Below are 22,313 nucleotides of genomic sequence, written 5' to 3'. Positions count from 1 at the left end.
GGAATCTGGACAAAATCGACGGCACCGCAGAAAAATTCTGCGGTGCCGTCTGGTTGAAGGGTTCCCCGGAGGTCTAGACGGGAGGCAGGACCGGCGCCGCGCCCGCGGCGGCCGGCAACGCACCGGCAGCGCCGGCCGCGGCCGGCAGGGCACCCGCGGCGGCACCCGGCAGAGCGCCCGCGGCGCCTGGGAGGGCCCCCGCGGCGCCGGGCAAGGCCCCCGCGGCGGCCGGCAAGGCACCGGCCGCGCCCGGCAGCGCACCGGCCGCACCCGGGAGCGCGCCCGCGGCGCCTTGTTGCATGCCTTGCGTGATGGCCGGCATCACCAAGCCCTTGAGCAGGTCGATGGCCTGGCCCGCGCCCAGCTGGTTGGCCGCCTGCATGATGTCGTTGACCAGGCCACCACCGCCGCCGGAGCTCCCGCTGCCGCCGCCGAGGCCGGTCCCGCCGCCGACCGGCGAACCGTTACCGAAGGAGGACGGGTCACCGAGGATCGGGTAGGTGCCGTCGGCGCCGGGGTCCAGGCTGGCCGGTGCGGTGATCGGCACTTCACCCGCCGCGGTCGGGCTACCGAGGCCCGGTGCCACGCCGGCCGGGCTGGTCAGCCCGGGGTTGGAGAGCGCCGGGTTGAGCCCGGCGCCCGGGGTCGCCACTCCGGCGCCCGGTGTGGTCGGCAGCGCGCCGGGCGCGGTGAGCCCCGGCGTTGTGGGTGCCAGGCCAGGGCTGGCCAGACCGGGGCTGGTCAAACCTGGGCTGGTGAGTCCCGGGCTGGTGAGTCCGGGGCTGGTCAACCCGGGGCTGGTCAGCCCAGGGCTGGTGAGCCCCGGCGTTCCCAGGCCCGGCGTGCCCAGGCCGGGGCTGGTCAGGCCCGGCGTGCTGGCCGCACCCCCGCCGAGCGCGGGAACCGGCGGCAGGTTGATGCCGAACTGCGACAACCCCTGCGACAGCGCGCCCATCAGCTCGCCGGGCAGGTCGGTCATCACGGCCGCCTGCTTGAAGTCGTGGTGTTCGGGCTGCTTGTTGCCGGCCGTCGATTCGTAGACAAGGAAGTATGCGCAAGGACTCGCCACTGCCACAGCGGCGACCGCGCTCATGGCTGTCGAAAGCTTGCGTCGGCGTCGGTTCGGCACGGAAGTCTCCTCAATCTGGACAACTCAATCTCAACTTGTTGTGTCGGTGTGGTCCGCCGTCCTTTGTCTTTCCTGGCGAGATCCACACAGAGTCGATGGTACGAGTGGGATTGCTGTGACTAGAGTGGTGATATTGAATCGTGAGGCAATTGCGCCCCCGACCGTGATCGCCGGGGCCGTAGCCGCCCGACGCCGCGTCATCGGCCCGAACGCGGATTGCTGGCCTCGCCAAATGGGTTAGGCCCACGCGGTCGGATACCCTAAGCAACCGATGACCGCTCGTTTCGACCTCCTCGTCGTCGGCTCTGGATTTTTCGGCCTGACCATTGCCGAGCGCGTGGCTACCCAACTGGGTAAGCGCGTGCTCGTCGTGGAACGCCGTCCGCACATCGGTGGCAACGCCTATTCGGAGGCCGAGCCGCAGACGGGCATCGAGGTCCACAAATACGGCGCCCACCTGTTCCACACCTCTAACAAGAGGGTCTGGGACTACGTGCGGCAGTTCACCGACTTCACCGACTACCGGCACCGGGTGTTCGCCATGCACAACGGGCAGGCGTATCAATTCCCGATGGGCCTGGGGCTGGTGTCGCAGTTCTTCGGCAGGTACTTCTCCCCGGACGAAGCCCGTCGGCTGATCGCCGAGCAGGCCGCCGAGATCAAGACCGAGGACGCGCAGAACCTCGAGGAGAAGGCGATCTCGCTGATCGGCCGGCCGTTGTACGAGGCATTCGTCAAGGGCTACACCGCCAAGCAATGGCAGACCGATCCCAAGGAACTGCCGGCCGCCAACATCACCCGCCTCCCCGTGCGGTACACCTTCGACAACCGGTACTTCAGCGACACCTACGAGGGCCTGCCGGTCGACGGGTACACCGCCTGGCTGCAGAACATGGCCGACGACGACCGCATCGAAGTCAGGCTGAACACCGACTGGTTCGACGTCCGCGACCAACTGCGCGCGGACAGTCCCGACGCGCCGGTGGTTTATACCGGCCCGCTGGACCGCTACTTCGACTACGCCGAGGGTCGGCTGGGCTGGCGCACATTGGATTTCGAGCTGGAGGTGCTGCCGATCGGGGATTTCCAGGGCACGCCGGTGATGAACTACAACGACCTCGACGTCCCCTACACCCGCATCCACGAGTTCCGCCATTTCCACCTCGAGCGCGACTACCCAACCGACAAGACCGTGATCATGCGGGAGTTCTCGCGGTTCGCCGAAGACGACGACGAGCCCTACTATCCGATCAACACCGAGGCCGACCGCGCCCTGCTGGCCGCCTACCGAGCGCGAGCGAAGGCCGAAACCGCCTCGGCCAAGGTGCTTTTCGGTGGCCGCCTGGGGACCTACCAATACCTGGACATGCACATGGCGATTGCCAGCGCACTGAACATGTACGACAACGCCCTCGCGCCGCACCTGCGCGACGGCAAAGCTCTAGTGGAGGAAGGCGCGGGGGGATGACTGCTGTAAGCCTGCTTTCCAGAATCATTCTGCCGCGCCCGGGGGAGCCCCTCGACGTGCGCAAGCTGTATCTGGAGGAATCGACCACCAACGCAAGGCGGGCCCACGCGACGAGCCGCACCTCGCTGGAGATCGGCAAAGAGTCCGAGGTGTCATTCGCCACGTACTTCAACGCTTTCCCGGCCAGCTACTGGCGCCGCTGGTCGATCTGCACGGCGGTCGTGCTGCGGGTCGAGCTGACCGGGACCGGGCGCGTCGACGTCTACCGCACCAAGTCCACCGGGGTGCGAATCTCCGTGGAGGGGCGCCAATTCGTCGGCACCGACGATCAGCCGGCCGTCGTCGAGATCGAGGTGGCGCTGAAGCCGTTCGAGGACGGCGGCTGGATCTGGTTCGACATCACCACCGACACCGCGGTCACCCTGGTGAGCGGTGGCTGGTATGCGACCGAGCCCGCCCCGGGCGCGGCCAACGTCGCCGTCGGCATCCCCACGTTCAATCGACCGGCGGACTGCGTCAACGCGCTGGCCGACCTCACCGCAGACCCCTTGGTGGACGAGGTGATCGGCGCGGTGATCGTCCCGGACCAGGGCGTCCGCAAGGTGCGCGACCACCCCAACTTCGCGGCCGCGTCGGCCGGCCTGGGCAACCGGCTCTCCATTCACGACCAGCCCAACCTCGGCGGTTCCGGCGGCTACAGCCGGGTGATGTATGAAGCGCTGAAAAACACTGACTGCCAACAGATCTTGTTCATGGATGACGACATCCGCATCGAGCCCGACACCATCCTGCGGGTGCTGGCGCTGCACCGCTTCGCCAAGACGCCGATGCTGATCGGCGGACAGATGCTCAACCTGCAGGAGCCGTCGCACCTGCACATCATGGGCGAGGTGGTCAACCAGGCGAACTTCATGTGGACCGCCGCGCCACACGCCGAGTACGACCATGACTTCGCGGAATTCCCGTTGAACGACAAGAACTCTCGCAGCGCCCTACTGCACCGCCGCATCGACGTCGACTTCAACGGGTGGTGGACGTGCATGATCCCGCGGCAGGTCGCCGAGGAGCTGGGTCAGCCGCTGCCCTTGTTCATCAAATGGGACGACGCGGAATACGGTCTGCGCGCCGGCGAACACGGGTACCCGACCGTCACGCTGCCCGGCGCGGCGATCTGGCACATGGCCTGGAGCGACAAGGACGATGCGATCGACTGGCAGGCCTATTACCATCTGCGCAATCGGCTGGTGGTCGCCGCGATGCACTGGGACGGCGATATCACCGGTCTGGTCCGCAGTCACCTCAAGGCCACGCTGAAACACCTTGCCTGCCTCGAGTATTCGACGGTGGCGATCCAGAACAGGGCCATCGATGACTTTCTGGCCGGCCCGGAGCACATCTTCTCGATCCTGGAATCCGCGCTGCCCGAGGTGCATAGGCTGCGCAAGGAATATCCGGACGCCGTCGTGCTGCCCGCGGCGAGCGAGCTGCCGCCGCCGTCGCACAAGACCAAGGCGATGAAGCCGCCGGTGAACCCGGTGTCGATCGGGTACCGGCTGGCCCGCGGCATCATGCACAACGCGACCAAGGCCGACCCCGAAGCCCACCAGCGCCCGGAGTTCAACGTGCCGACCCAGGACGCCCGCTGGTTCCGGCTGTGCACGGTCGACGGCGTCACCGTGACGACGGCCGACGGGTGCGGGGTGGTCTACCGGCAGCGCGATCGGCGCAAGATGTTCAAGCTGCTGTTCGCCTCGCTGCGCCGGCAGCGCCGGCTAGTGAGCCGGTTCGACGAGATGCGCAAGACGTACCGGGGCGCGTTGCCGGTGCTGTCCAGCAAGCAGAAGTGGGAGACGGCGCTGCTACCCGCGCACGCCGAACGCGAGCATGCCTGACGCATCTCCTTCAGCGCCCCCTACCGGGGAGGTGGCCGCGCTGGTGGCTGTGCAGTCCGCGTTGGCCGGTCGCCCCGGAGTGCTGGCGACAGCGCGCGGGCTGTCCCATTTCGGCGAGCACAGCATCGGCTGGCTGGCCGTCGCGGCGGTTGGCGCGCTACTGATGCCGAAGCGCCGCGGGGACTGGCTGGTGGCCGGGGCCGGCGCGTTCGCCGCCCACGCCGCCGCCGTCCTGGTCAAGCGGGTGGTGCGGCGCAAGCGGCCGCACGACCCGGCGGTCGTGGTGAACGTCGGGACTCCCAGCCAGCTGAGTTTCCCGTCGGCGCATGCCACTTCGACGACGGCCGCGGCCATCCTGATGGGCCGGATCACCGGCCTGCCGCTGCCCGCCCTGCTGATTCCCCCGATGGCGTTGTCGCGGATGCTGCTGGGGGTGCACTATCCCAGCGACGTGGCCTGCGGCATCGCCCTCGGCGCCGTCGTCGCGCGAACAACCATATGGCTGCAGGGCCGGGCACGGGAGGTCTGGGCGAATGAGTGAGGACGTGGTGACCGGGCCCTCGGGCAACGTGGTGGTGGGCGTGGTCAAGGCGATCCGCCCCCGGCAATGGGTCAAGAACGTCCTGGTGCTGGCCGCGCCGCTGGCCGCGTTGGGCGGCCCGGTGCACTACAACTACGCCGACGTGCTGACCAAGGTGTCGGTGGCGTTCGTGGTGTTCTGCCTGGCGGCTTCGTCGATATACCTGGTGAACGACGTCCGCGACGTCGACGCCGACCGCGAGCACCCCACCAAGAGGTTCCGTCCTATCGCGGCCGGCGTCGTGCCCGAATGGCTGGCCTACACCCTCGCGGTGGTTCTCGGGGCGGCATCGCTGGCGCTCGCTTGGTGGCTGACGCCCGACTTGGCGGTGGTGATGGCCGTCTACCTCAGCATGCAGCTGGCGTACTGCTTCGGCCTCAAACACCAGGCGGTCATGGACATTTGCATCGTGTCCTCGGCGTACTTGCTGCGGGCAATCGCCGGTGGCGCCGCGACGGGCATCCCGCTTTCGCAGTGGTTCCTGCTGTCGGCGGCGTTCGCGTCGCTGTTCATGGTGGCCGGCAAGCGCTACGCCGAGCTGCAGGTCGCGGAGCGCACCGGTGCCGCGATCCGCAAGTCGTTGGAGAGCTACACCAGCACCTATCTGCGGTTCGTCTGGACGATGTCGGCCACCGCGGTGGTGCTCTGCTACGGGTTGTGGGCATTCGAGCGCGACCGCCACTCGGGATCGTGGTTCGCGGTCTCGATGGTCCCGTTCACCATCGCGATCCTGCGCTACGCCGTCGACGTCGACGGCGGGCTGGCCGGCGAGCCCGAAGACATCGCACTGCGCGACCGAGTGCTGCAGCTGCTTTTCCTGGCGTGGATCGCGACGCTTGGAGCCGCCGTTGCCTTCGGCTAGCCCCGAACTGCAGGCCCTCAAAGCGCGCATGATGCGCACCCGGCCGGTCATCAGGCGATTGGGCTGGCCGGTGTTCCCGTACTCCTCGATGGTGCGGATCAGCCTGTGGATCAGCGTGGCGGTGGTCTCCATTCTGTTCGCGTGGGGCGCCTGGCAGCGGCGCTGGATCGCCGACGACGGCCTGATCGTGTTGCGCACGGTGCGTAACCTGCTCGCCGGCAACGGCCCCGTCTTCAACCAGGGCGAGCGGGTCGAGGCCAACACGTCGACGGCCTGGACCTACCTGATGTACGTCGGCAGCTGGGTGGGCGGGCCGATGCGCATGGAATACGTGGCGCTGGCGCTGGCCCTGACGCTCTCGGTGGCGGGCGTGGCGCTGCTCATGCTGGGGGCAGCCCGGCTGTATGCACCCAGTTTGCGGGGCCGCAGGGCCCTGATGCTGCCCGCCGGCGCGCTGGTCTACATCGCCTTGCCGCCCGCGCGCGACTTCGCCACCTCGGGTCTGGAGAGCGGGCTGACGCTGGCCTACCTCGGGTTGCTGTGGTGGATGATGGTTTGCTGGGGTCAGCCGGTGCGGAACCGCCCGGACCACAGGCTCTTCCTCGGCGCGTTGGCTTTCGTGGCCGGCTTCAGCGTCCTGGTCCGGCCCGATCTGGCGCTGATGGGCGGGCTGGCGCTGATCATGATGCTGATCGCCGCGCGGACCTGGCGCCGCCGGGTGCTGATCGTGGTCGCGGGCGGATTGCTTCCGGTCGCCTACGAGATCTTCCGCATGGGCTACTACGGCCTGCTGGTGCCCGGTACCGCCCTGGCCAAGGATGCCGCCGGGGACAAGTGGTCCCAGGGCATGATCTACCTCTCCAACTTCGACGCGCCCTACGCGGTCTGGGTACCGGTGGTGCTGCTCGTCCCACTGGGCATCCTGCTGCTGGCGGCACGCCGTCGCCCGTCGTTCCTGCGGCCCGCGTTGGCGCCCGACTACGGCCGGGTGGCCCGCGCGGTCCAAAGCCCGCCGGCCATCGTCGCCTTCGTGCTGGTGAGCGGGCTGGTGCAGGCCCTTTACTGGATCAGGCAGGGCGGCGACTTCATGCACGGGCGGGTGCTGCTCGCGCCGCTGTTTTGCTTGCTGGCCCCGGTGGCGGTCATCCCGGTGGCCATACCGGACGGCCAGGACTATTCGCGGGAGACGGGGTATTGGGTGGCCGGCGCGGCCAGCGCGCTGTGGCTGAGCGTGGCCGGCTGGTCGTTGTGGGCGGCGAACTCGCCGGGGATGGGCGACGACGCCACTCACGTCACCTACACCGGGATCGTCGACGAGCGCCGCTTCTACGCACAGGCCACCGGGCACGCCCATCCCCTGACCGCCGCCGACTACCTCGGCTACCCGCGGATGGCGGCCATCCTGACCGCACTCGACAACACCCCGGACGGCGCGTTGCTGCTGCCCTCGGGCAATTACATCCAGTGGGACCTGGTGCCGATGGTCAAGCCACCCCCGGGCAGCGCCGACAAGTCACTCGAAAAACCGCAGCACGCAGTGTTTTTCACCAACCTCGGCATGGTGGGCATGAACGTTGGGCTCGACGTCAGGGTGATCGACCAGATCGGATTGGCGAATCCGCTTGCGCAACATACGGAACGGTTGAAGCACGGCCGCATCGGACACGACAAGAACCTGTTCCCGGATTGGGCGATCGCCGACGGGCCCTGGGTGAAGGTGTATCCCGGGATCCCGGGTTATCTGGATCAGCAGTGGGTCGCGGAGGCGGTCGCAGCCCTGCAATGCCCGGAGACCAAGGCGGTGCTGAGCTCGGTGCGCGCGCCGATGACCCCGCACCGATTCCTCTCCAACCTGCTGCATTCGTATGAATTCACCAAGTACCGGATTGACCGCGTTCCGCGCTACGAGCTCGCCAGATGCGGCTTGCCCTTACCCGAAGAGGTACCGCCACCACCCCGCGAGTAAGCCCCGCGCAGAAGAATTTTCGACGAATTTCCGTATGCACGCGCGCCGTGAGGGTGAAAAATTGCCAGCAACTTCACATTTGGGCATTAACCAGCTGGCAGTGGGGCTCAAGCACGTGCGAAAACACCGTGCAAGTGGTCGGTGTTTTGCCTGAAAATCGCCGGGTAGCGAAGGCCGGACGGCGCTTTGCGGGCCCGCCTCGATGCGACCGGGCGGCGGAAGGTGTGGTTGACTACACGAGCACTGCTGCGCGGAGATCGTATGCAGTACGACCCAAATCAAGGACGCGTCCGGATGATGGGCGCGCCGAGAAGGATGAGGAAGCAAGGATGACGCTTGTCGACAGGTTTCGCGGCGCCGTGGCAGGTATGCCGCGGCGGCTCGTGGTGGCGGCCGCTGGCACGGCGCTGCTCTCGGGCCTGATTGGCGCCGTGGGGGGCTCGGCGACCGCTGGTGCCTTCTCGCGCCCCGGTCTCCCCGTGGAATACCTGCAGGTTCCTTCCGCCGGGATGGGCCGCGATATCAAGATTCAGTTCCAAAGCGGTGGCGCCAACTCACCCGCGCTGTACCTGCTCGACGGGATGCGCGCGCAGGACGACTTCAACGGCTGGGACATCAACACCCCGGCGTTCGAGTGGTACAACCAGTCCGGCATCTCGGTCGCCATGCCGGTCGGTGGGCAGTCCAGCTTCTACTCCGACTGGTACAAGCCCGCCTGCGGTAAGGCCGGCTGCACCACCTACAAGTGGGAGACCTTCCTGACCAGCGAGCTGCCGCAGTACCTGTCGGCGCAGAAGCAGGTCAAGCCGACCGGCAGCGCCGTGGTCGGTCTGTCGATGGCCGGGTCGTCCGCGCTGATCCTCGCCGCCTACCACCCGCAGCAGTTCGTCTACGCCGGCTCGCTGTCCGCGCTGCTGGACCCGTCCCAGGGAATGGGCCCGTCGCTGATCGGGCTGGCCATGGGTGACGCCGGTGGTTACAAGGCCGCCGACATGTGGGGTCCGAAGGAGGACCCGGCGTGGGCCCGCAACGACCCGTCGCTTCAGGTCAGCAAGCTCGTCGCCAACAACACCCGCATCTGGGTGTACTGCGGTAACGGCAAGCCGTCCGACCTCGGTGGAGACAACCTGCCGGCGAAGTTCCTCGAGGGCTTCGTGCGCACCAGCAACCTGAAGTTCCAGGACGCGTACAACCAGGCCGGTGGCCACAACGCGGTGTGGAACTTCGACGCCAACGGCACCCACGACTGGCCCTACTGGGGCGCGCAGCTGCAGGCGATGAAGCCTGACCTGCAGTCGGTGCTGGGAGCCACCCCGGGTGCCGGCCCGGCCACGGCCGCTGCGGCTGCCGGGAACGGCCAGACCGGCCAGGGCGGCCAGGGCACCTAAACCCAACAGATCGCCACTAGCGGCGGGAACCCCTCGGGGTTTCCGCCGCTAGTCGTTTCGGTGTGTGACTTGTTTCACTACCCCGCGGGCGGGGGAACTACGGCGCTGGCTAATGTGCTCGTCAGGACTAGACGATGGAGGGTGACATGAGGGTCGTGCGGGGTGCGTCGGCGCTTCTTCGGGTGTTCTCCGTAGCGGCGCTGGCGATCGGGCTGATCGGTGTGACGGTGGCGGGCGGGCCGACCGGAAAGGCGCGGGCGGCCGGTTACGAGAGCCTGATGGTGCCGTCGGCGGCGATGGGCCGCGACATCCCGGTGGCCTTCCTGGCGGGCGGTCCGCACGCGGTCTATCTGCTCGACGCCTTCAACGCCGCCCCGGACGTCAGCAATTGGGTCACCGCGGGCAACGCGATGAACACGCTCGGCGGCAAGGGGATCTCGGTGGTGGCGCCCGCGGGTGGGGCGTGGAGCATGTACACCAACTGGGAACAGGACGGCAGCAAGCAGTGGGACACCTTCTTGTCCAGCGAGCTGCCCAACTGGCTGGCGGCCAACAAGGGCCTGGCGCCGGGCGGCCACGCGGCCGTCGGCGCATCCCAGGGTGGATACGGCGCGATGGCGCTGGCCGCCTTCCACCCTGATCGCTTCGGCTTCGCCGGTTCCCTGTCGGGGTTCTTGTACCCGTCGAGCACCAACTACAACGGCGCGATCCTGGCCGGCCTGCAGCAGTACGGCGGCGTGGACGGCAACGGGATGTGGGGCGCCCCGCAGCTGGGCCGGTGGAAGTGGCACGACCCGTACGTGCACGCCTCGCTGCTGGCGCAGAACAACACCCGCGTGTGGGTCTACAGCCCGACGAACATGGGCGGTGACGACGCCGCCATGATCGGCCAGGCGGGCGCGGCCATGGGCAGCTCCCGCGAGTTCTACCAGCAGTACCGCAGCAACGGCGGGCACAACGGTCACTTCGACTTTCCCGGTGGCGGCGACAACGGCTGGGGCTCGTGGTCGGGCCAACTGGGAGCCATGTCGGGCGACATCGTCGGCGCCATTCGGTAGCGGCGATCGCGAGCGCGGCCTTTGATCGCGAGGTCGGCGCCATTCGCTGCCGCCCTGGCCGGGTCGCGGGAGCCGGTACCGTGTAGGGGGTGCAGCAGGCGTCGGGAGGACCGCTTGGCTGCGATCCACCAACTGCTAGCGGGAGAAGATGGCTACCAACGCCCGGCGTAAGCGCCACCGAGCCCTCGCCTGGACCGCCGCCTTGGCAATGGCGGGCGTGGTGCTGTTGGTGATCGTGCTCGTGGTGGTCTTGCTACGCGGCCACGAGTCGCCGCCCAGCGCGGTGCCACCCGGCGTGCTGCCTCCGCCGTCGACGACCACCCACCCCCACAAGCCCCGGCCCGCTTCGCAGGACGCGTCGTGCCCCGACGTCCAGCTGGTCAACATCCCCGGCACGTGGGAGTCGGCCCCGCAGGACGATCCGGTCAACCCGATGCAGTTCCCCAACGCACTGCTGCACAGGGTGACCACGGCGATAACCCAACAGTTCCCCGCGTCCCGGGTGCAGGAGTACACCACGCCCTACACCGCGCAGTTCCACAACCCGCTGGCCGGTGACACCCAGATGTCGTACAACGAAAGCCGCGCCGAGGGCACCCGCGCGACGGTCCAGGCGATGACCGACATGAACGCCAAGTGCCCGCTGACCAGTTACGTGGTGATGGGCTTCTCGCAGGGCGCGGTGATCGCCGGTGACATCGCCAGTGACATCGGCAACGGCCGCGGGCCCGTGGACGACGACCTTGTGCTCGGTGTGACGTTGATCGCCGACGGCCGCCGCCAGCCCGGGGTGGGCCAGGACGTCGGGCCCAACCCGCCGGGGGAGGGCGCCGAGGTGACGCTGCACGAGGTGCCGGTGCTGTCCGGGCTGGGCCTGACCATGACCGGCGCGCGGCCCGGCGGGTTCGGCGCGCTCGACAGTAAGACCAACGAGATCTGCGCGCCGGGCGACCTCATCTGCGCCGCTCCGCAAGAGGCGTTCAGCGTGGCCAACCTGCCCAGCACGCTGAACACCCTCGCCGGCGGTGCCGGGCAACCCGTCCACGCGCTGTACGCGACGACGCAGTTCTGGAACCTGGACGGCCAGGCGGCAACCGATTGGACGTTGAACTGGGCGCAGGGGCTGATTGCCAATGCCCCGCATCCCAAACATGGATGACCCGGCCGCAGGACACAGCCGTCAGGAGCCCGTTGCCGGTGCAGATCAGCGGTACCTTGTGATTTGGTGTGCCGCGGGCCGCCCCTTAACATTAAGAGGAATTTAAGAGCTATAACACTTTGTTGCGGATCCGGTCCTGGTAGCAGCCGCCCTGGGATGAGCAGGAGGCCGGCGCCGGTGGCGCCGCGCGAGGACTGGCCCGCGTAGAGATGGAAACGTCGGCGTGGCCGACCAGAACAAAATGCCGGCGTAGCGCCGGCCTAAAACAGGTGTGACAGGAGAGCGGAATGCCGTACCACAACCCGTTCATCGTGAATGGAAAGATCAGGTTCCCCGACAACACCAACCTGGTCAAGCACGTTGAGAAGTGGGCGAGGGTTCGCGGCGACGCGCTGTCCTACCGTTTCATCGACTACTCCACCGAGCGCGACGGGGTGTACCGCGACATCGTCTGGCGCGACTTCAGCGCCCGCAACCGGGCCGTCGGAGCCCGGCTGCAGCAGGTCACCCAGCCCGGTGACCGCATCGCCATCCTGTGCCCGCAGAACCTGGACTACCTGATCGCGTTCTTCGGCGCGCTGTACGCGGGCCGCATCGCGGTGCCGCTGTTCGACCCGGGCGAGCCGGGACACGTCGGCCGTCTGCACGCCGTGCTCGACGACTGCACCCCTTCGACGATCCTGACCACCACCGAGGCCGCTGAAGGCGTCCGCAAGTTCATCCGCGCCCGTTCGGCCAAGGAACGGCCCCGCGTGATCGCCGTCGACGCGGTGCCCAACGAGGTGGCGTCCACCTGGGTCGAGCCCGAGGCCGACGCGAACACGATCGCCTACCTGCAGTACACCTCCGGCTCCACTCGTACCCCGACCGGCGTGCAGATCACCCATCTGAACCTGCCCACCAACGTGCTGCAGGTGCTCAACGGCCTCGAGGGCAAGGAAGGCGACCGCGGCCTTTCCTGGCTGCCGTTCTTCCACGACATGGGCCTGATCACGGCGTTGCTGTCGCCGGTGCTCGGCTACAACTTCACGTTCATGACCCCGGCCGCGTTCGTGCGCCGGCCCGGCCGCTGGATTCGGGAGATGGCGCGCAAGCCCGAAGACGCCCCGGATAGCGAGGTCATCACCGTCGCGCCGAACTTCGCGTTCGAGCACGCCGCGGTGCGCGGGGTGCCGAAGGACGGCGAGCCACCGCTGGACCTGAGCAACGTCAAGGCGATCCTCAACGGCAGCGAGCCGGTGTCCCCGGCGTCGATGCGCAAGTTCTACGAGGCGTTCAAGCCGTACGGCCTGCGGGAGACCGCGATCAAGCCGTCCTACGGCCTGGCCGAGGCGACGCTGTTCGTCTCCACCACGCCCATGGACGAGGCGCCGACGGTCATCCACGTGGACCGCGACGAGCTCAACAAGCAGCGCTTCGTCGAGGTACCCGCCGACGCGCCGAACGCCGTCGCGCAGGTCTCCGCCGGCATCATCGGCGTCGACGAGTGGGCCGTCATCGTCGACCCCGACACGGCCAGCGAGCTGCCCGACGGGCAGATCGGCGAGATCTGGTTGCACGGCAACAACATGGGCACCGGCTACTGGGGCAAGGAAGACGAGACCACCGAGACGTTCCGCAACCTGCTCAAGTCGCGCGTCAGCCAGTCACACGCCGAGGGCGCCCCGGACGACGGCATGTGGGTGCGCACCGGCGACTACGGCACCTACCACAAGGGCCACCTCTATATCGCCGGCCGGATCAAGGACCTGGTCATCATCGACGGCCGCAATCACTACCCGCAGGACCTCGAGTACTCGGCGCAGGAAGCCAGCAGGGCCCTGCGTACGGGCTACGTGGCCGCGTTCTCGGTCCCGGCCAACGAGCTGCCGAAGGTGGTGTTCGACAACCCGCACACCGGCCTCAAGTACGACTCCGAGGACAGCTCCGAGCAGCTGGTGATCGTCGCCGAGCGCGCCCCCGGCACGCACAAGCTCGAGTACCAGCCCATCGCCGACGAGATCCGCGCGGCCATCGCCGTCCGTCACGGGGTGACCATTCGCGACCTGCTTCTGGTGCAGGCCGGAACCATTCCGCGCACCTCGAGCGGCAAGATCGGGCGCCGCGCGTGCCGCGCCGCCTACCTCGACGGCAGCCTGCGCAGCGGCGTCGGTTCGCCGACCGCCTTCGCCGGCGCTAACGACTGAACCCAGGAACCATGGCTGAACTAGACGACTCCCAGAATCAGCAGGAGAACCTGCCCGCCAGCAAAACCGACATGACGGTCCCCGAGATGCGCGAGTGGTTGCGCAACTGGGTGGGCCGGGCCGTCGGCAAGTCGCCGGACGACGTCGACGAGTCGGTGCCGATGGTGGAACTGGGCTTGTCGTCGCGTGACGCCGTGGCGATGGCCGCCGACATCGAGGACATGACCGGTGTCACCCTGTCGGTCGCGGTGGCCTTCCAGCATCCGACCATCGAGTCGCTGGCCACGCGGATCATCGAGGGCGAGCCGGAAGTGGACACCAGCTCCGACGACGTCTCGGACTGGACGCGCAACGGCCCCGCCGAGCGGGTCGACATCGCGATCGTCGGCCTGTCCACCCGGTTGCCCGGGGACATGAACACCCCCGACGAGACGTGGCAGGCGCTGATGGAGGGCCGCGACGCCATCACCGACCTGCCCGAGGGCCGGTGGGAGGAGTTCCTCGAGGAGCCGAGGCTGGCCGAGCGGATGGCGAAGGCCCGCACCCGCGGCGGCTACCTGAAGGACATCAAGGGCTTCGACTCCGAGTTCTTCGCGGTCGCCAAGACCGAGGCCGACAACATCGACCCGCAGCAGCGGATGGCGCTGGAGCTCACCTGGGAGGCGCTCGAACACGCCCGCATCCCGGCGTCCAGCCTGCGGGGCGAGTCCGTCGGCGTCTACGTCGGCGTCTCCAACAACGACTACAGCTTCCTGGCGGTGTCCGACCCGACGGTCGCGCACCCGTACGCGATCACCGGCACCGCGACGTCGATCATCGCCAACCGGGTCTCCTACTTCTACGACTTCCGCGGCCCGTCGGTCGCGGTCGACACCGCGTGCTCGAGCTCGCTGGTGGCCATCCACCAGGCCGTCCAAGCGCTGCGCAACAGGGAAGCCGACGTCGCGGTCGCCGGCGGCGTCAACGCGCTGGTCACGCCCGTGGTGACGCTCGGTTTCGACGAGATCGGGCAGGTGTTGTCGCCCGACGGCCGGATCAAGTCGTTCTCCTCGGACGCCGACGGCTACACCCGCTCCGAGGGCGGCGGCATGCTGGTGCTCAAGCGGGTCGACGACGCCCGCCGCGACGGCGACCAGATCCTGGCCGTGATCGCCGGCAGCGCGGTCAACCACGACGGCCGGTCCAACGGCCTGATCGCCCCCAACCAGGACGCGCAGGCCGACGTGCTGCGCCGCGCCTACAAGGACGCCGGCATCGACCCGCGCACCGTCGACTACATCGAGGCGCACGGCACCGGGACCGTCCTGGGCGACCCGATCGAGGCCGAGGCGCTGGGCCGCGTCGTCGGCCGTGGCCGCCCCGCCGACCGCCCGGCCCTACTGGGTGCGGTGAAAACCAATGTGGGCCACCTGGAGTCGGCGGCCGGCGCGGCCAGCATGGCCAAGGTGGTGCTCGCCCTGCAGCACGACAAGCTGCCGCCGTCGATCAACTTCGCCGGGCCCAGCCCCTACATCGACTTCGACGCGATGCGGCTGAAGGTGATCGACCAACCCACGGACTGGCCGCGGTACGGCGGCTACGCGCTGGCCGGGGTGTCCAGCTTCGGTTTCGGCGGCGCCAACGCGCACCTGGTGGTGCGCGAGGTCCTGCCCCGTGACGTGATCGAACGCGAGCCCGAGCCCGAATCGAAGACCACCGCCGAGGCGGCGTCCGAAGCCGCCGAGCCACCCGTCATGGAAGCCCACGCGCTGCGCTTCGACGACTTCGGCAACATCATCCCGGACCCGGAAGCGCCCGAGGAGGACGAGTACGAGCTGCCGGGCGTCACCGACGAGGCGCTGCGGCTCAAGGAGATCGCGCTGGAAGAGCTCGCGGCGCAGGAGGTCGCGGAGCCCACCAAGCCCCTGATCCCCCTCGTCGTGTCGGCGTTCCTCACCTCGCGCAAGAAGGCGGCGGCCGCCGAGCTCGCGGACTGGATGGAAAGCCCCGAGGGGCAGGCGTCGTCGCTGGAATCGATCGGGCGGTCGCTGTCGCGGCGCAACCACGGCCGCTCCCGCGCGGTGGTGCTGGCCCACGACCACGAGGAGGCCGTCAAGGGCCTGCGCGCGGTGGCCGAGGGCAAGCAGCGGCCGGGCGTGTTCAGCGTCGACGGGCCGGTCACCAACGGCCCGGTGTGGGCGATGGCCGGTTTCGGTGCGCAGCACCGGAAGATGGGCAAGAGCCTCTACCTGCGCAACGAGGTCTTCGCCGAGTGGATCGAGAAGGTCGACGCGCTGATCCAGGACGAGCGCGGCTACTCGATTCTCGAGCTGATCCTCGACGACTCGCAGGACTACGGCATCGAGACCAGCAACGTCGTCATCTTCGCGATCCAGATCGCGCTGGGTGAGCTGCTCAAGCACCACGGCGCCAAACCCGCTGCGGTGGTTGGCCAGTCGCTCGGCGAGCCCGCGTCGGCCTACTTCGCCGGCGGCCTGTCACTGGCGGACGCCGCCCGCGTGATCGCGTCGCGCTCGCACCTGATGGGTGAGGGCGAGGCGATGCTGTTCGGCGAGTACATCCGGTTCATGGCGCTCGTCGAGTACTCCGCCGACGAGCTCAAGACCGTGTTCGCCGACTTCCCCGGCCTGGAGGTGTGCGTCTACGCCGCGCCCAGCCAGACCGTCATCGGCGGCCCGCCCGAGCAGATCGACGCGATCGTCGCCCGGGCGGAATCGGAGGGCCGCTTCGCCCGCAAGCTGCAGACCAAGGGCGCCGGCCACACCTCGCAGATGGACCCGCTGCTGGGCGAGTTCTCCGCGGAGCTGCAGGGAATTCACCCGCTGAGCCCGACGGTCGGGATCTTCTCGACGGTGCACGAGGGCAGCTACATCAAACCCGGCGGCGAGCCGGTGCACGATGTCGACTACTGGGTCAAGGGCATGCGGCACTCGGTGTACTTCACCCACGGCGTGCGCAACGCCGTCGACAGCGGCCACACCACCTTCCTGGAGCTCGCGCCCAACCCGGTGGCGCTGATGCAGATCGGCCTGACCACTGCCGCCGCGGGTCTGCATGACGCCCAACTGATTCCGACGCTGGCCCGCAAGCAGGACGACGTCGAGTCGATGATCTCGGCGATGGCCCAGCTCTACGTCTACGGCCACGACCTGGACATCCGCACGCTGTTCAGCCGCGCTTCTTCGGGGCCGGCAGGCCCCGAAGATTTTGCGAACATCCCGCCGACGAGGTTCAAGCGCAAGGAGCACTGGCTGGACGTGCACTTCGCGCACGGCAGCAGCTCGGTGCTGATGCCGGGTAACCACGTCGCGCTGCCGGACGGCCGCCACGTGTGGGAGTACAACCCCCGCGGCCTGACGGACCTGCCCGCACTGGTGAAAGCCGCCGCGGCCGAGGTGCTTCCGGACGCGCAGCTGGCCGCGGCCGAGCAGCGTGCGGTTCCGGGTGAAGGCGCACGCCTGGTGACGACGCTGACCCGGCACCCCGGCGGCGCCTCGGTGCAGGTACACGCCCGCGTCGACGAGTCCTTCACGCTGGTGTACGACGCGCTGGTGACCCGCGGCGGCGAGGCGGGGGTCGCCCTGCCGGCCGCGGTCGGTGCGGGCGCGGCCATCACGGCCGCCTCCAACGGGGCGGCGGCCCCGCTTGCGGCACCCGTCGACGAACCCGAGGCCGAGACCCTGACGGACAGCCTGACCAACCGGTACTTCTCGGCCAGCATGGGCAAATGGTCGCCGGATTCCGGCGAGACCATCGGCGAGCGGCTGGGCCTGATCGTCGGTTCGGCGATGGGTTACGAACCCGAGGACCTGCCGTGGGAGGTGCCGCTGATCGAGCTCGGCCTGGACTCGCTGATGGCGGTGCGGATCAAGAACCGCGTCGAGTACGACTTCGACCTGCCGCCGATCCAGTTGACGGCGGTGCGCGACGCCAACCTCTACGCCATCGAGAAGTTGATCGAGTACGCGGTCGAGCACCGCGACGAGGTCGAGCAGCTGCACGAGCACCAGAAGACGCTCACGCCCGAGGAGATCGCCAAAGAGCAGGCGCAGCTGCTGAGCGGGGCAACGCCGACGACGGTGGCCGCACCCGCGCCGGACCCGCAAGCGGAGCCGGAGACGCAGCCGGCACCGCCGGCGTCGGACGCGTCGATCCCGCCGCCGCCGACGGATCCGTCCGGCCCGAAGGGGGCGGCGACCAACGGCGCGAAGCCCGATCTCGCGGGGGCGCTCAGCCAGGAGGCGGTGTCCAAGGCGCTGAATTCCGATGTGCCGCCGCGTGATGCGGCTGAGCGGGTCACCTTCGCCACCTGGGCGATCGTCACGGGCAAGTCGCCGGGCGGCATCTTCAACCCGCTGCCCAAGCTCGACGAGGACACCGCGGCCAAGATGGCGCAGCGGCTTTCCGAGCGCGCCGACGGCCCCGTCAGCGCCGAGGACGTCCTGACGTCGGACACCATCGAGGCGCTGGCCGAGAAGGTCCGCCAGTACCTGGAGGCCGGCCAGATCGACGGCTTCGTCCGCACCCTGCGGGCGCGCCCCGAGGGCAGCTCGAAACCCGCGGTGTTCGTCTTCCATCCCGCCGGCGGTTCAACGGTGGTCTACGAGCCGCTGCTGAACCGGTTGCCCGCGGACACGCCGATGTACGGGTTCGAGCGCGTGGAGGGCACCGTCCAGGAGCGGGCCGCCCAGTACGTGCCGAAGCTGTTGGAGATGAACGCGGGCAAGCCGTTCATCCTGGCCGGCTGGTCGCTCGGCGGCGCGCTGGCGTACGCGTGCGCGATCGGCTTGAAGCGCGCGGGTGAAGACGTGCGCTTCGTCGGGATGATCGACACCGTGCGCGCCGGCGAGGAGATCCCCCAGACACAGGAGGAGACCCGCAAGCGCTGGGACCGGTACGCGAAGTTCGCCGAGCGCACCTTCAACGTCGAGATTCCGGCGATCCCCTACGAGCAGCTCGAAGAGCTCGACGACGAGGGCCAGGTCCAGTTCGTGCTGGACATCGTCCAGCAGAGCGGCGTGCAGATCCCGGGCGGCATCGTCGAGCACCAGCGGACGTCCTACCTGGACAACCGGGCGCTCGAGACCGTACAGATCGAGCCGTACGACGGCCACGTGACCCTGTACATGGCCGATCGCTACCACGACGACGTGATCGAGTTCGAGCCGCGATATGCGGTCCGCCAGCCCGACGGCGGCTGGGGCGAGTACGTGGCCGACCTCGAGGTGGTACCCATCGGCGGGGAGCACATCCAGGCCATCGACGAACCGATCATCGGCAAGGTCGGTGCTCACCTCTCCGACGTGCTGAATAAGGTGGAGGCCGAAACCAGTCAGACGAGTGAGGTGGGCAAGTAGTGACGGAGATGGCGCCAGCTCCCATTCAGCACACCACCGCCGAGAAGCTGGCCGAGCTCTACGCTCGCCTGGAACTGGCCAAAGAGCCCGGCGGCGAGAAGGCCGTCGCCAAGCGCGAGAAGAAGGGCATCCCCAGCGCCCGCGCCCGCATCCACGCGCTGGTCGACCCGGGCACCTTCATGGAGGTCGGCGCGCTGGCCAAGACGCCGAACGACCCGAACGCGCTCTACGGCGACGGGTGCGTCACCGGGCACGCCATGATCGACGGCCGTCCGGTCGGGGTGTTCTCCCACGACCAGACGGTGTTCCAGGGCACGGTCGGCGAGATGTTCGGCCGCAAGGTGGCCCGCCTGATGGAGTGGTGCGCGATGGTCGCCTGCCCGATCATCGGCATCCAGGACTCCGGCGGGGCCCGCATCCAGGACGCCGTCACCTCGCTGGCGTGGTACGCCGAGCTGGGCCGCCGGCACGAGGCGCTGTCCGGCCTGGTGCCGCAGATCTCCCTGATCTTCGGCAAATGCGCCGGGGGAGCGGTCTATTCGCCGATCCAGGACGACCTGCTGGTCTCGGTGCGTGACCAGGGCTACTTCTTCGTCACCGGCCCCGACGTGATCAAGGAGGTCACCGGCGAGGAGGTCACGCTCGACGAGCTCGGCGGCTCCGACGCGCAGGCCCGCTACGGCAACATCCACCAGGTGGTCGACTCCGAGGCCGAGGCGTTCCAGTACGTGCGCGACTTCCTGTCATTCCTGCCGTCGAGCACCTTCGGCCAGCCGCCGATCGTCAATCCCGGGCTGGAACCGGAGATCACCCCGACCGACCTCGAGCTCGACGCGATCGTGCCGGACTCCGACAACGCGGCCTATGACATGCACGAGATCCTGCTGCGCATCTTCGACGATGGCGACTTCCTCGACGTCGCCGCGCAGCACGGCCCGGCCATCATCACCGGATACGCGCGCGTCGACGGCCACCCCGTGGGGGTCATCGCCAACCAGCCCATGTACATGTCGGGTGCGATCGACAACGAGGCGTCCGACAAGGCGGCGCGGTTCGTCCGGTTCTGCGACGCGTTCAACATCCCGCTGGTGTTCGTGGTGGACACCCCTGGCTTCCTGCCGGGCGCCGAGGAAGAGAAGCGGGGCATCATCAAGCGCGGCGGCCGGTTCCTCTACTCGGTGGTCGAGGCCGACGTGCCGAAGGTGACCATCACCGTCCGCAAGTCCTACGGCGGCGCCTACGCGGTGATGGGGTCCCGGCAGCTGACCGCCGACTTCAACTTCGCCTGGCCCACCGCGCGGATCGCGGTGATCGGTGCCGAGGGGGCCGCGCAGCTGCTGATGAAGCGCTTCCCCGACCCGACCACGCCCGAGGCGCAGCAGATCAAGAAGGACTTCATCGAGGGTTACAACCTCAACATGGCGATCCCGTGGACCGCCGCCGAGCGCGGGTTCATCGACGCGGTCATCGACCCGCACGAGACCCGGCTGCTGCTGCGCAAGTCGCTGAAGCTGTTGCGGGACAAGCAGTTGTGGTTCCGCACCGCGCGCAAGCACGGGCTGATCCCGGTCTAAGCGCGAGTCCTAGTCGACCAGCGACTGGGTCCCCAGCACGATGGCGAGGGCGAGCCGCTCGGCATCCTCGGTGCCGGGTTCGGCGGTGTAGATCATGATGCGAATGTCGTCGGCGGCGACGATGAACGTGTCGCAGGCGAGCGCGATGTGGCCGACCTCGGGGTGGTCGATCACCTTGTGCCGGCCGAAGTCGTGGTGCGGCTGCGGCGCGCCGGTCTCCCAGAGTTCGACGAACCGCGGGCTGTGCGCGGCAAGCTCGCGGATCAGCGACTTCAACCGCTGGTCGGCGGGATAGCGGGCGGCGGTCAGCCGCAGGTCGGCGACCAAGCCCGCCTCGAACTCGGCTCTCTCAGCGGGCGTGTGGACGGCTCGGGTGCCGGGGCCGATCAGGTTGCGCCAGAGGCTGTTTCGCTCATTTCCCCGCCACGCCGTGGTCGGTCCCATCAGCGCGTCGTACGGGGGGTTGGCGACCAGGAGGGTCCAGGTGGCGTCGTAGACGGCGACCGGCGTATTCGCCAGGCGGTCCAGGATTCGCTGGACGCTGGGCGTTACCCGCGACGACACCATGTGCTGCCCGGGCGTAACGTGCCCGGCCAGCCGGAAGAGCAACTCGCGCTCCGAGTCGGAGACCCGCAAGGCGCGGGCGAGGGCTTCGACGACCTGGATCGAGGGGGACGTGGCCCGGCCCTGTTCGAGCCTGGTCAGGTAGTCCACCGAGATTCCGGCCAGCGCCGCGAGCTCTTCGCGACGCAGCCCCGCCGCTCGCCGGCGCCCGCCGACCGGGGCGCCGACCGCGGCGGGGGTAACCCGGTCGCGCCAATGCCGCACCGTTCGCCCGAACCCCCACGTTTCCATCCCTCCACTGTGCGCGACGCCGGCGTCAGGGGAAAGGGGTTGTCCTGGCCCTGCCAGTCCTACGAAAACCGGACGACTGCCTGAACATCCGGCGACGGCCAAGACTGCAACCATGAACGAGATCGCTTCCGGAACCGTCTTGCTCACCGGGCCGACCGGCGGCCTGGGCAAGGCTGCGACGCTGGCCATTGCCCGTCGCCCCCCGTCCGATCGTCCCGATCTGCTACTGGTGGGCAGGCCGGGTCAGGCGCTGACCGCGGTGGCTGAGGAGGCCAGGTCGGCGGGCGCGACGGTACATGAAATCGCCTGTGACCTTGCGCGGCTTTCCGACGTGCGCAGCGCGGGCCGGATGGCCAAGGATCTGCTGCTGTCCGGCGCGGTGCGCCCGTTGCGCGGATTGGTGGCGAACGCCGGGATCGGGTTTGCTGACACGCGCAACGCGTCAGCCGACGGATTCGAGCTCACCTTCGCCGTCAACTACCTGGCGCATGCGCAGCTCATCGGGGACCTGCTGGGCTCGTTCTCCGTGCCGGCCCGCGTGGTGCTCGTCGGCTCGAACACCGTCACGTTGACTCCGTCGGGGGCGCGCCGTTGCAGTTCGTGCGCGTAATACAGGAGGGCGAGTTTCGAGTTGGAATAGGCGATCCCAGATTGCTCGAACGTCGACGGTGTGTCCGCGGGGGTGGGCCGGGCCTGCTCCAGCGGATCGCGCCAGCGCGCCGGCGGGACGCGCAGCCACCGGCGAAACACGTTCTGGTGGTAGGTGTTCGAGCCGACGAGCACCACGCGGGCCGGCACGGAGAACGAGCCCAGCAGGTCCCCGATGAGCTGCGCATGCG

At 68.7% G+C, this 22,313-nt stretch carries 14 protein-coding genes; 12 read left to right on the top strand and 2 right to left on the bottom strand.

The window, feature by feature from the left end; all coding sequences use genetic code 11:
- Positions 1-73: 73 nt before the first annotated feature.
- Positions 74-1,129 (bottom strand): PirG, encoded by a 1,056-nt coding sequence (locus tag A5713_RS29045; protein WP_231980260.1) that lies wholly within the window; start codon positions 1,127-1,129, stop codon positions 74-76.
- 271 nt (positions 1,130-1,400) lie between these two features.
- Here A5713_RS29045 and glf point away from each other — a divergent pair, with 271 nt between their 5' ends.
- The 11 genes from glf to A5713_RS05865 all read left to right on the top strand — a co-directional run bounded on the left by glf (position 1,401) and on the right by A5713_RS05865 (position 20,619).
- On the top strand, positions 1,401-2,597 hold the full coding sequence (glf, locus tag A5713_RS05915; RefSeq protein WP_068093573.1) for a UDP-galactopyranose mutase: 1,197 nt from the start codon (positions 1,401-1,403) through the stop codon (positions 2,595-2,597).
- Positions 2,594-4,489: a glycosyltransferase gene (locus tag A5713_RS05910; RefSeq protein ID WP_068093571.1), complete on the top strand. Its 1,896-nt coding sequence runs from the start codon at positions 2,594-2,596 to the stop codon at positions 4,487-4,489. The genes glf and A5713_RS05910 overlap by 4 nt, the downstream gene beginning before the upstream one ends.
- Positions 4,482-5,030 carry a phosphatase PAP2 family protein gene (locus A5713_RS05905; RefSeq protein ID WP_068093569.1) on the top strand — a complete coding sequence of 183 codons (549 nt, stop codon included), beginning with the start codon at positions 4,482-4,484 and terminating at the stop codon, positions 5,028-5,030. The genes A5713_RS05910 and A5713_RS05905 overlap by 8 nt, the downstream gene beginning before the upstream one ends.
- On the top strand, positions 5,023-5,931 hold the full coding sequence (locus A5713_RS05900; RefSeq protein WP_067925166.1) for a decaprenyl-phosphate phosphoribosyltransferase: 909 nt from the start codon (positions 5,023-5,025) through the stop codon (positions 5,929-5,931). The genes A5713_RS05905 and A5713_RS05900 overlap by 8 nt, the downstream gene beginning before the upstream one ends.
- Complete coding sequence (aftB, locus tag A5713_RS05895) at positions 5,918-7,897, top strand: terminal beta-(1->2)-arabinofuranosyltransferase (RefSeq protein ID WP_304442507.1); 1,980 nt, start codon at positions 5,918-5,920, stop codon at positions 7,895-7,897. Before A5713_RS05900 ends, aftB begins: the two co-directional genes overlap by 14 nt.
- Positions 7,898-8,226: 329 nt before the next feature.
- The gene (gene ag85A / locus A5713_RS05890) at positions 8,227-9,285 is read left to right on the top strand and encodes a diacylglycerol acyltransferase/mycolyltransferase Ag85A (protein ID WP_068093563.1); all 1,059 of its coding nucleotides are present in this window, start codon (positions 8,227-8,229) and stop codon (positions 9,283-9,285) included.
- 155 nt (positions 9,286-9,440) lie between these two features.
- Positions 9,441-10,343 (top strand): esterase family protein, encoded by a 903-nt coding sequence (locus A5713_RS05885; RefSeq protein WP_067925181.1) that lies wholly within the window; start codon positions 9,441-9,443, stop codon positions 10,341-10,343.
- Between the two features lie 148 nt (positions 10,344-10,491).
- Positions 10,492-11,502: a cutinase family protein gene (locus A5713_RS05880; protein WP_067925175.1), complete on the top strand. Its 1,011-nt coding sequence runs from the start codon at positions 10,492-10,494 to the stop codon at positions 11,500-11,502.
- Positions 11,503-11,789: 287 nt separating this feature from the next.
- The gene (gene fadD32, locus A5713_RS05875; protein ID WP_068093560.1) at positions 11,790-13,688 is read left to right on the top strand and encodes a long-chain-fatty-acid--AMP ligase FadD32; all 1,899 of its coding nucleotides are present in this window, start codon (positions 11,790-11,792) and stop codon (positions 13,686-13,688) included.
- An 11-nt stretch (positions 13,689-13,699) separates the two neighbouring features.
- Entirely contained in the window at positions 13,700-19,045 is a 5,346-nt protein-coding gene (gene pks13 / locus A5713_RS05870; protein ID WP_068093559.1) for a polyketide synthase Pks13, read from the top strand.
- 8 nt (positions 19,046-19,053) lie between these two features.
- The gene (locus A5713_RS05865) at positions 19,054-20,619 is read left to right on the top strand and encodes an acyl-CoA carboxylase subunit beta (RefSeq protein WP_102420046.1); all 1,566 of its coding nucleotides are present in this window, start codon (positions 19,054-19,056) and stop codon (positions 20,617-20,619) included.
- 9 nt (positions 20,620-20,628) lie between these two features.
- Here the strand turns inward: A5713_RS05865 and A5713_RS05860 are convergent, their stop codons facing one another.
- Positions 20,629-21,474, bottom strand: a complete 846-nt coding sequence (locus A5713_RS05860; protein WP_068093553.1) for a helix-turn-helix transcriptional regulator — start codon at positions 21,472-21,474, stop codon at positions 20,629-20,631.
- A 112-nt stretch (positions 21,475-21,586) separates the two neighbouring features.
- Between A5713_RS05860 and A5713_RS05855 the strand changes: the two genes are divergently transcribed.
- A complete protein-coding gene (locus A5713_RS05855) occupies positions 21,587-22,084 on the top strand; it encodes an SDR family NAD(P)-dependent oxidoreductase (RefSeq protein WP_082972800.1) in 498 nt (165 codons plus the stop codon).
- Positions 22,085-22,313: the final 229 nt, after the last annotated feature.

Source organism: Mycobacterium sp. E2497 (assembly GCF_001668695.1).
Lineage (GTDB): Bacteria > Actinomycetota > Actinomycetes > Mycobacteriales > Mycobacteriaceae > Mycobacterium.
Note: the sequence above shows the minus strand (reverse complement) of the source record. Positions and strands in the feature narration are given on the sequence as shown.